We start from the raw sequence: 9,608 nt of genomic DNA, 5'->3' as shown, positions 1-9,608 counted from the left end.
CCGCCTGCTGGGCAGGGAGCGGAATCCCTATCGACACACGCCCCGGGCGCACGCCCCAGCCTTGATCGGCTACACCATCAAGCGGGACGCCATCCTCTCAGCGGCCTCACCGCCGCAACCCTGACCGCCCTCAGTGGGGCCGCAGCCTGGACATGACCCGGTCGTCGCCGAGGAGGGCGATGGCGGCCAGCAGGCTCGGCGTGCAGAAATGCCCGCTCGTGGTGATCGAGAAGTTGCGCCGGAAGTACTCGCTCACCGGGTGCCGCAACTCGGGAGGCGTGGCGGCCAGGCGAAGCCGGTTGTCGATCCGCCAGATGTTGTAGGGCAGGCGTGGTCGGGGACAGACAAGGGGTTTGACCTGCACAAATAATGCGCAGCGCATCGCACGTGCCGGTAGGAGAATGGTAGGGAGGGCGGTAGCTTGCCCGACCTGGATATGGGCAAGCCTCGGGCTTCTGCGCACGGACGAACGGCGCGTGGTGAAGCGGCGGCGCACCTGGCGATCCCGCGGTCATGTCACCGGGATCCTCAAGCAGTGTCGGTGTACAGCAGCCGCTCGCCCCTCACTTGCAGGCCACCCGCTCCTTCGCGGCGGGCCACGCTTCCACCGCGCCGGACGGACCGGACGTGCGTACATACGCCGTGGCCTTGTCGTCCGTCAGCCACAGCGCCCAGTCGCCGAAGCGGTATCCGGTGTCGCGCGCGTCGGCGGGCATACGGACGTCTCCGTCGTAAGCGGAGGTCAGCAGTTCACCATCCCCCAGCGCCCCGTCCGGATCGCGGGCGTACTGCCTGGCGTCCTCGCCCTCGTCCAGCGCGAGAAAATGCACGCTCTCCCAGTCGCAGTGCTCCGGCCCCGCATAGCTGCCCACCGTCGTCGTGGGCACGCGCCGGCCGTCCCGGTCGGTCCAGATTTCGAACTTGGTGTCGGTGAAGCTCGCCGGAAGTTCGGACGGGTCGCAGGAGGCGCTGGTCTCCGGGCCCCAACCGGGCCGGTTCGGCTGGTCCTTGGCGACGACGACGGCGACCTTGGTCTGGCCTCCGACGTCGTAGGAGAACAGGACCCGCCCCTCGCCCTTGCGCTCCACCCGGTAGCCGCGGTCGGGTAGTTCGGACTGGTCCATGTCGAAGTACGCGTTCAGACCTTCCTCCGGTGTCGAGCCGCCGTCGCTCTTGCCCCACCCGTCACCCCCGCTGCCCGAGTAGATCTCACCGTCGCACTCCAGTGCACGTCCGGCCGCACCCGAACTCTCCTCGAATTCTGCCGCGCCGCCATCGGCGCTCTCCTTGAACGGCACGTCCAGCCGCCCGGCGTACGGCGTGGCCGGAGGCGTGCCGGTGACGACGAGGCCGTCCCGCATCCCGCCGTCGCACCCAACGGCCGTCAAGCCGAGCAGCACCACCGTCACCGCGAACCCCTTGCGCATCTCCACCCCAGTTCTGCGACCGTCGTGTCCCTCCTCCGACGCATGGACGGCACCGATCGTTCAGCGTCCAGCTAGTGTCCTGCGCCGGAGATTCGTTGGCAGAAGCGGGCGAGTGAGTCGAGGATCTCTTCGGCTGTCTTGGTCCAGGTGAACGGGGTCGGATTCTCATTCCACTGCTTGACCCAGGCGCGGATGTCGGCTTCCAGGGAACGCACACTCTTGTGGGCGCCGCGGCGGATCTTCTGGTCCGCGAGGAAGCCGAACCATCGCTCCACCTGGTTGATCCAGGAGGAGCCGGTGGGTGTGAAGTGCAGGTGGAACCGTGGGTGTTTGGCCAGCCATGTCTTGATGGCCGGGGTCTTGTGGGTGCCGTAGTTGTCGCAGATCAAGTGGACCTGAAGGTGCGCGGGGACCTCGTTGTCGATCTTGATGAGGAACTTCTTGAACTCCGCGGCCCGGTGCCGACGGTGCAGTGAGGTGATGACTTCGCCGGTGGCGACGTCGAAGGCCGCGAACAAGGTGGTCAGACCGTTACGGACATAGTCATGTGTGCGGCGCTCGGGCATGCCCGGCATTATCGGCAGCACGGGCTGTGAGCGGTCCAGCGCCTGGATCTGGGACTTCTCGTCCACCGACAGGACCACCGCACCTTCGGGCGGGTTGAAATACAGGCCCACCACGTCGTAGACCTTCTCCACGAACAACGGGTCCGTCGACAGCTTGAACGTGTCGCTCAGGTGCGGCTTGAGCTGGAACCGCCGCCAGATCCGTCCCACGGTCGACTTCGACAGGCCACTGCGGTCGGCCATGGATGCACGAGACCAGTGCGTGGCATTCTTCGGGATCTCCTCCAGCGTGCTGACCACGACTGCCTCCACCTGGTCCACGCTGATGGTGGGCGGCCGGCCCGGCCGGGGCTCGTCCACCAGCCCGTCCAGGCGGGCAGCCAGGAACCGACGACGCCACTTGCGGACCGTGTCCGCCGCGATCCGCAACTCCCGTGCCACCACAACAATCGGCGGCACATCAGCACCGTCGCATGCCAACACGATGCGGGCCCGCAAGGCCACTGCCTGCGCAGATGACGCCCTGCGGGCCCAACGCTCCAACACCACGCGTTCATCGGGCGACAACAACAACGGTTCCAACTTCGGGCCACGACGAGGCACCGGCACATCCGCAGAAGCAGTCATACACAAACTAACGACGGATCTCCGGCGCAGGACACTAGGGAGTTTCGTTTGGATCAAGATGGGGGCGAGTGATCGGCAGGAGCTTCCGGGTGGCACCCTGGGGTGATGCAGTCATGGACCCCATCCACTGAGAACGACCTGCGGCATCTGCTCAATGAGTGGGATCCGATCGGCGTCGCCGAGGATGTGCAGGACGAGTACGACTGCATGCTCGCCCCCTTGCTTCAGCGACTCCGCAGCGGTGCCAACCAGACGGAGATCGGTGAGTTTCTGCGACACGAGCTGCAGTATCACTTCGGACTCGATCCTCTCGGCCTGCAACCCGAAGCGATGGCCACTCGAGTGATCACCTGGTGGTCCGCTGCCAGCAGGCCCGATGGCGCCGACAGCGCGTAGCTGCTCCCTCCAGATCGCCGGATCGTTAGTCAAGGTGTGCCGTTGGCTGACGCGCAGTGGGCGCGGATCGAATCCCTGCTCCCAGATTGGATGCCAAAGCGGGGTGGCCGGTGGCGGGACCACCGAGAGGTAATCGACGCGATTACATGGAAGTTCCAGACCGGATCACAGTGGGTGCGCCTGCCGGAGAAGTACGGCAACTGACGAGGTGTCTGCAACCGGCTACGGATGTGGTCCGTCGACAGCACCTGGGACAGGGTGTTCACTGCGCTGGTTGCCCGGGCCGATGCTGATGATGACCTGAACTGGGTCGTCTCCGTGGACTCCACGATCGTGCGGATCCACCAGCACGCGGCCGGAGCCCGTAAGAAGGGGCCCCGGCCGGCGAGCCGGACGACCACGCCATCGGCAGATCCCGCGGCCTGCACGCCCACGTGCCCCAGCTGGCCGGCCGACGATCGGGATTCCTTCAGGAACGGCAAGAAGCGTGGCGGCGCAGCTACCCGCTCTTCCCGCGGTTGCTGTTCGTCCTGGACAACACCGGACCCCTCGGCATCGAGACCCGCATCAGCGCCCTGCACGCGGCCGCCGGGGAACTGTCTGCCGCGGCGTTCCTGCGGGAGGTTCCGGCCCTGGCGGCGCCATTGGCCGATCTGTTGCGGGACGGGCCGTCAGCGCCTGTCTGGAGGCCGCTGCGCAACCCCGACCAAAGAGTCGGCTGGATGCACTCCGTGCACCCGTGACCTCGGGCCACGCAGCCCTGCGCAGTGCCCAGCCACAGCCCCGACCACAAGTCCGACCACACCGGCTACGAACCCCGGCCACGATTGCACACTCCCCAACCACGAACCCGACCCTGCAGGACACAACGTTGCGCAGCCGCTGCGCAGACCGCTGCTGCAGGAGGGAGGTTGCGGGTGCGCAGCCGTCGTTGCGGCGCAGGCTGGGCTGCGCCGCCTGCGCAAAGAGAGCTGCGCAACGCCCCGACCATGAGCCCGACCACGACTGCGCACACCCCGACCACAGACCCGACCATGCAAGCCAGGCATTGCGCAGCCGAATTGCGCACCGAGTGCGCACCCCCTCCCCTGGTGCGCACTCGGCTGCGCACCTGAGAACGGGGATGCTGGCCCGCTCATAGAGCGTGTCTGAATGAACGCTTGCATGCCCCGCTCGTACACCACGTCAGGACGGCGCCGAGATCGTCCTCGGTTTGCAGCGGCGGGGGTCGGCGCCTTGAGGTGGCGTGGCCGACCGTGCTGAGCGGTACGGCCGCAATAGCGGACCCGGCGCGTTGGTTGGCGCTGCAGGAGGTGCTGGTCGTCCTCGGCCAGGCGGCGCTGGGGCAGCCGCGCGGCTTCCCAACCCACCACTCCCCCGCACACGCAGGCAGCGACGGAGGGACCGTTCTGGGCGCAGCGTGCAGGCCGCCGCTGGCGTGTCACAGCGCCGCGCCCTGCTTGGTCCCCCGCACCCCTGTCCTGTTTCTTTCATGGCGTTGTCGCGCAGGAACTGCCCGTTCGCGGTTGGCGTCGTCGGAGGAACCCTGCAGTATCGGGTGCTCTACTGCTGTTTGATGTAGCTTACGAAGGTTGTCCATACCGGTGGCGGAGAGCAGATGACACCGTTCCGTCGGTCTTTGGTGTCCCGCACCATGACGACGTCCGGGTCGTTGTCGGCGACCTCTACACAGGAGTCCTGGGTGGTGTAGGTGCTGGTGTGCCAGTTGGGTTTCTCGGGCAAGGGGTTGGCTCCTAGTCGTTCGGTATCCGGTCGAAGTGCTGGATGGCGGTGAGGATGATGTCCCGGACGGTGGTGCCGTACACCGCTGACTGCTGGAGAAGGGCGAAGGCTTTGGCGTACAGCTCGATCTCCCTGGGCTGGGAGACGGACAGTTCCGCGGAGTAGGTCTCGACGAGGACGAGCTTGTCGTCGAACATCGAGAACGAGTTGCCGGGCCAGATCGCGGCCGGGGCGGAGCGGGGGACGATGCCGAGGCTGAGCCGGGGCAGGCGCATTACCGCCAGGAGGCGGTCGAGCTGTCCTTTCATCACGTCGGGGCCGCCGAAGTTGGTGTAGAGGGCCTGTTCGCCGAGGAGGACGTTGAAGATCCGCTCGCCTTGGTAGAGGTATTGCTGGCGCTGGAGACGCTTGGCGACGGCCGCTTCGGTGTCGTCGGGGATCTCGTAGTAGTTGACGACCTGTTGAAAGACTTTGGCGGCGTACTCCGTGGTCTGCAGCGTTCCCCACACGACGGTGGGGTGCCAGATGCGGAACACCTTGGTTCTGGCGTAGACGGGGATGGCTTTGTGCTGTCGTCTCTCGGCTCCGGCTTGGAGCTGGCGGCGCCACTCGAGCCACAGCTCGTCGACGTGACGGACGATCGCGATCAGGTCGCCCAGCTGGTCGTGCTGGCCGGTCCTCTCGCACCAGATACGGATGTCGTCCTCGCTGGGGCGCTGCTTTCCGTGCTCGATGCGGGAGACCTTGGACTCGTGCCATGCGGTGGCGTGCGCGAAGGCCCGGCCGCTGGTAAATCCGGCGTCCTTGCGGAAGCCGCGCAGCCGGGCGCCGAGCGCTTGGAGTGCCTCGTCTACCTGTGTGGTCATGGATGGTTCAGCGCTTGTACTCGCTGTGGGGGATGGCGTTGGCCCACAGCAGGTCTCGCAGGTGTACGCACCGGGCGACGGCGTCCGGATCTTCGATGATCTGCGATCCGAGGACGCGGCCGTCTGCGTCGAAATACCCCACTGCCAGGAGCCGGTCGTCGTACAGCCACCAGTCCCGCCCGTCGAAGGGGAAGGCGACGCCCGTCGGCAGGAGATGCCGGGGCAGCCAGCGGACAGCCTCGCCGGCATCCTCGTTCATGGCCGTCGTGGCGTGTTCCCACTGGATGTAGGGGGTCAGGGGTTCGGTCACGACCCGGACCCTGCGCACCGTCATGCCGCGCCGGGTGGCCTGCTGCATGAGCTGGGTCCAGGGCGTGAGGTAGGTGTAGTCGACGTCCCCACCGTCGAGCCAGCTCTGAAACGGTCCCGCCTCGCCAGGCACGGAGTAGTCGTCCCGCAGCTCCAGATGGAAGGCATCACACTGGAAGCGGTCGAAGAGCCGGTTGCGTTCAGCGCTGGAGATCAGCTCCACGCGTTTCCTCCAGTAGGGCGGTGATCGCTTTCTTCGGTACCTCGACGCAGCTCTCGTAGTCCGGGATCGACATCTGGGACAGGGCCTCGGCGTCGGTCACCGCCTTGCCCTGCACAACACAGGTGCCCTGCGCAGTGACGATCATGATCGGAGCCTCGAAACGCCGAATGCCCCCTGCCGCAACACCGTCCTGCCTCACGTGCTCGAACAACTCGGTGGGCACCTCCACCGCGCTCTCGCCCTCGCCCACGTCGAGCTGCATCAGCAGGTCGTTCGCGAAGATCCGCCAGCCCTGGACGATGTAGCTGTCCCGGTCGGTGGCGTACAACGTCGGGCAGTCGCCGCCAGTGGAGTTGGTGCCAAGGAATCGTAACTTCACGGTCTGTCCCCTGTCCTTGTCCTTGCTCGAATTTGCGCGACATATCGATCGTCAGCCTGGAGTAAAAGCCCGTCAATCGGCTTGCTGCAAACTCGCGCAAGCTTCTTGGGAGTTGGACGACAGCAGTCCTACCGTCGTGGTCAGTCGCCGGACAGACGCCCGCACCACCACCCGGGCGTCGGCCCGCACCATCCCGGCGACGTGGAGGGCGCCCGGTCCTGCCTCCCCCGTCAGGACCGGGCACACCGCGCCGGAGGGACAAACCCGTGATCACGACCGCCGCAGGTCCCCACCTGCCCGACGTACCCGGATACACCGTGCTCCTGCCGTGCGAGCCCGCGGCGGTGCAGCGGGCCAGACGCTTCGTCTCCCGCGCCCTGGAGACCTGGAACATGCATCAGCTCACCGCCGACGCACAGCTGATCGTGTCGGAGCTGCTGACGAACACAATCGACCACACGCCCTGTCCCACCGCAGCAGTCACCGTCCAGCGCCCGCTCACGCACCGCACCCGCCTCACCGTCACCGGCGTCGGCGTCGACGTCGACGCCGACGTCGACGTCGACGTGCCGACGCTGTCCCCTGCGGACGACACCAGTGAACGAGGCCGCGGCCTTGTGCTCGTCGAAGCCCTCAGCGCGCGATGGGGATGCAACCACCGCGGCCACACCAAGGCCACCTGGGCCGAACTGCAGCTGCCCGTCGGCATCCCCAGCCACGCACTGCCCACCCCCGCCGCATCCATCCCCGGCAGCAGCCAGGACCGGAGCAGACCAGTGAACGTCAAAACCGCCGCCCACCACGCAGACCTCCTCGCGATCCGCCGGAACATCGGCCTGCTCCTCCCCCACCACCAAACCCTCCCCCTCACCGACGGCGAACTCTCAGCGCTCACCGACTTCCTCCGCACGCAGACCCGCCTGCTCATCACGCAGGTCGAACAGGCGGCCGCCCTGCGGCCGGCCGAGGACGTACCCCGCTACGTGGCCCTCGCCTGCACCGCCAAGGCCCGTAATCGGCTCCGTGCCGAGCCCGGACCTGGGCGGCACAGCCTGCTCGTCCATGCGCGCCGTCTCGCCCGGGCCCTGGCCGCGCTGTGCGACCACCACGACGCCCTGGCCGAGGTCGCGATGTGCCTGGCCTGCGACCAGCCCCTCCACCACGACCAGACCATCCCCTACGACCACGTCAGCCCCAGCGGCGGCGCAGCACGCGCCGGCCACATCCACGCCCGCTGTGTGAACACCGTCCGCCGCCGTCACTGAACCCGCCACCACGTTCTCCCCCTGCTCCGGACCTTGCCGGGGCCCCACGGCGACCGCAGGGTCAGGGTCGCAACCACTCCCCGTATCTCCCGTCCCGCCGGACGACCGGAAAGACCCCGGCGGGACGGGGCTTCAGCACCCGCCCCGAGCCCCAACCCTGGACAGGTCGAGCCTCGGGGCGGGCCCCAACCCCCATCGGTCCGCGACCGCACCAGGCGCATCCACACCGACGCCGGGCGCAACATCCGCGGCGTGATGCCGTTCCCGGCCCCGGCCCGGTCGGCTTCTGCTCCAGCTCCGTCATCCACTGAAAGGGAATCGTTCGCATGCCCACCCGTCCCACCGACCCGAGCACCACCCGGCTCGTGCCCTACATCACCGGCCGTGAAGGCGAACACCCCGACCTCCTCGCCTCACTGCACGGCGTCCAAGGCCCCGACGGCCGCCTGCAACTCGCTTACCGCAACGAGCAGAGCGGGGACCGGGACCTGCGCGGCGTGCTGTGGGGACGCTGCTCCCAGAACATCGGCCCCGACAACCTCCCCACCGGACGGCCGCGCTGGCGCATGGTCCACCCCTCCCGGCAGCGCGAATGCATGGAGCAGCTGCGCTGCCAGGTCTGCGCCCAGCCCGCCCGCACCGACCACGGCTACCTCTTCCTCGCCGGACCGCACGAGGTGCAGCCCGCCGACGCCGTGGTCCGCACCGCCCAGCCTCCGGTGTGCGTCCGGCACGCCCGAACCGCAGCCGAACAGTGCCCTCACCTCCAAGGCCGCCCCACCGTGTTCCTCGTCCAGAGCGCCCCGCTCTACGGAGTGATCGGCACGCCCTACCAGTACGCCGATTGCGGCCTGCGCGCCTTACCTGCCGACGGCCGGGAAGCGCTGCCGTACGGGCACCCGGGCCTGCGCTGGTACCTCGCCTCACAACTCGTCCGCCGCCTACGCGCCTACACCCTCATCAACCACCACGACTTGCCTGCGAAGTAGCGCAGCCCACCGCCGGCGCGTCTGCGTGCATCCCCATTTCGGTGTGCTGGTCCACTCGACTCGCAGGGAGCAGCTTCCGATGCACTCCACCGCCCGCATAGGCATTGGGAGTGTTGTTGAACAGGCGTCATCGGCTCCCGGTATCGCCTCACCGCAAGGAACCCTGCGCCACTTCCTGCCGAGGAGGACGAACCGGCGGTTGTGTAGGGGCATCCCCGGATGGGCTGGGTCCTGGCGAGCCAGCCCATACGCGAACTGCGTAACTGCGAGGGCGTCACTTTGGACGATCTTGTGTCCGTCATCTAGCCGGCCGCCCGGCGGTCCCGCGTATCGAGCGGACCGTCGGACGGGTTCCAAGCCCACAGCTTCCCGGAGCGCACGTCGCGCCGGGTTGGCCAGAACCTGAACGATCCGGAAGGACCACTGGCTACAGCATCGCCCGCCAGGTCTCTGGCAGCACCATCACGTCCGCAACACCAACTGAACCAATAGGAGTTGTCATGACACGCAATGCCGCCCAGAGCACCACCCAGGTCCAGGAGCCGGTCGTGCCCTCGTCGGACGGGTTCGACCTGAACGTCAGCCTGCTGGAGGTCGCCGACGCCGCTGGGCTGACGAACCTGACCGACGACGGCTGCGGCAGCACCTGCGGCGCCTGTACCACCAACGTCGCCTGATCTGGACCGTCTGGCCCTGGCTGGGACTGGTGGGGGGCCCCGGCGGGGGGGGGGGGGCCCGGGGGCCCCCCCCCCCCCCCCCCCCCCGGGGGGATACAAGGGGTTAGCCCGTTGGTGTTGGGGGGGGTGGGGGGGCCCCGC

The 9,608-nt window shown here is 67.8% G+C and carries 13 protein-coding genes; 6 read left to right on the top strand and 7 right to left on the bottom strand.

Features of this window, described 5'->3' with window-relative positions:
- Positions 1-130: 130 nt before the first annotated feature.
- From ABT085_RS38965 to ABT085_RS38955, 3 genes are all read right to left on the bottom strand, one after another.
- Positions 131-364 (bottom strand): hypothetical protein, encoded by a 234-nt coding sequence (locus ABT085_RS38965; protein WP_351619446.1) that lies wholly within the window; start codon positions 362-364, stop codon positions 131-133.
- Between the two features lie 199 nt (positions 365-563).
- Entirely contained in the window at positions 564-1,427 is an 864-nt protein-coding gene (locus tag ABT085_RS38960) for a hypothetical protein (RefSeq protein ID WP_351619443.1), read from the bottom strand.
- Positions 1,428-1,498: 71 nt separating this feature from the next.
- Positions 1,499-2,620, bottom strand: coding sequence for an IS630 family transposase (locus ABT085_RS38955; protein WP_329524842.1), 1,122 nt, complete (start codon positions 2,618-2,620; stop codon positions 1,499-1,501).
- A gap of 105 nt (positions 2,621-2,725) precedes the next feature.
- Between ABT085_RS38955 and ABT085_RS38950 the strand changes: the two genes are divergently transcribed.
- From ABT085_RS38950 to ABT085_RS38940, 3 genes are all read left to right on the top strand, one after another.
- Positions 2,726-3,016 carry a hypothetical protein gene (locus tag ABT085_RS38950; RefSeq protein ID WP_351619439.1) on the top strand — a complete coding sequence of 97 codons (291 nt, stop codon included), beginning with the start codon at positions 2,726-2,728 and terminating at the stop codon, positions 3,014-3,016.
- Positions 3,017-3,052: 36 nt separating this feature from the next.
- Positions 3,053-3,220 carry a transposase gene (locus tag ABT085_RS38945; protein ID WP_351619436.1) on the top strand — a complete coding sequence of 56 codons (168 nt, stop codon included), beginning with the start codon at positions 3,053-3,055 and terminating at the stop codon, positions 3,218-3,220.
- 230 nt (positions 3,221-3,450) lie between these two features.
- Complete coding sequence (locus ABT085_RS38940; RefSeq protein WP_351619433.1) at positions 3,451-3,759, top strand: hypothetical protein; 309 nt, start codon at positions 3,451-3,453, stop codon at positions 3,757-3,759.
- Positions 3,760-4,579: 820 nt separating this feature from the next.
- Here ABT085_RS38940 and ABT085_RS38935 read toward each other — a convergent pair.
- From ABT085_RS38935 to ABT085_RS38920, 4 genes are read right to left on the bottom strand one after another with little or no spacing between them, the layout of a single operon-like run.
- Positions 4,580-4,759 (bottom strand): DUF397 domain-containing protein, encoded by a 180-nt coding sequence (locus ABT085_RS38935; protein ID WP_351619431.1) that lies wholly within the window; start codon positions 4,757-4,759, stop codon positions 4,580-4,582.
- A gap of 11 nt (positions 4,760-4,770) precedes the next feature.
- Positions 4,771-5,625, bottom strand: a complete 855-nt coding sequence (locus ABT085_RS38930; RefSeq protein ID WP_351619428.1) for a helix-turn-helix domain-containing protein — start codon at positions 5,623-5,625, stop codon at positions 4,771-4,773.
- Between the two features lie 7 nt (positions 5,626-5,632).
- On the bottom strand, positions 5,633-6,157 hold the full coding sequence (locus tag ABT085_RS38925; protein WP_351619426.1) for a DUF6879 family protein: 525 nt from the start codon (positions 6,155-6,157) through the stop codon (positions 5,633-5,635).
- Positions 6,135-6,536 (bottom strand): hypothetical protein, encoded by a 402-nt coding sequence (locus tag ABT085_RS38920; RefSeq protein WP_351619423.1) that lies wholly within the window; start codon positions 6,534-6,536, stop codon positions 6,135-6,137. Before ABT085_RS38920 ends, ABT085_RS38925 begins: the two co-directional genes overlap by 23 nt.
- Positions 6,537-6,802: 266 nt before the next feature.
- On the opposite strand from ABT085_RS38920, the gene ABT085_RS38915 reads away from it, so the two are divergent.
- The 3 genes from ABT085_RS38915 (at position 6,803) to ABT085_RS38905 (ending at position 9,467) form a co-directional block, all read left to right on the top strand.
- Positions 6,803-7,801: a DUF6415 family natural product biosynthesis protein gene (locus tag ABT085_RS38915; protein WP_351619420.1), complete on the top strand. Its 999-nt coding sequence runs from the start codon at positions 6,803-6,805 to the stop codon at positions 7,799-7,801.
- 326 nt (positions 7,802-8,127) lie between these two features.
- Positions 8,128-8,790 carry a hypothetical protein gene (locus ABT085_RS38910; protein WP_351619417.1) on the top strand — a complete coding sequence of 221 codons (663 nt, stop codon included), beginning with the start codon at positions 8,128-8,130 and terminating at the stop codon, positions 8,788-8,790.
- Positions 8,791-9,290: 500 nt separating this feature from the next.
- Positions 9,291-9,467 (top strand): FxLD family lanthipeptide, encoded by a 177-nt coding sequence (locus ABT085_RS38905; RefSeq protein WP_351619414.1) that lies wholly within the window; start codon positions 9,291-9,293, stop codon positions 9,465-9,467.
- Positions 9,468-9,608 lie beyond the last annotated feature (141 nt).

Origin of the sequence: Streptomyces sp. NPDC002265 (assembly GCF_040296125.1) — a bacterium.
Classification (GTDB): domain Bacteria; phylum Actinomycetota; class Actinomycetes; order Streptomycetales; family Streptomycetaceae; genus Streptomyces.
This window is presented reverse-complemented; position numbering and strand designations above follow the sequence as displayed.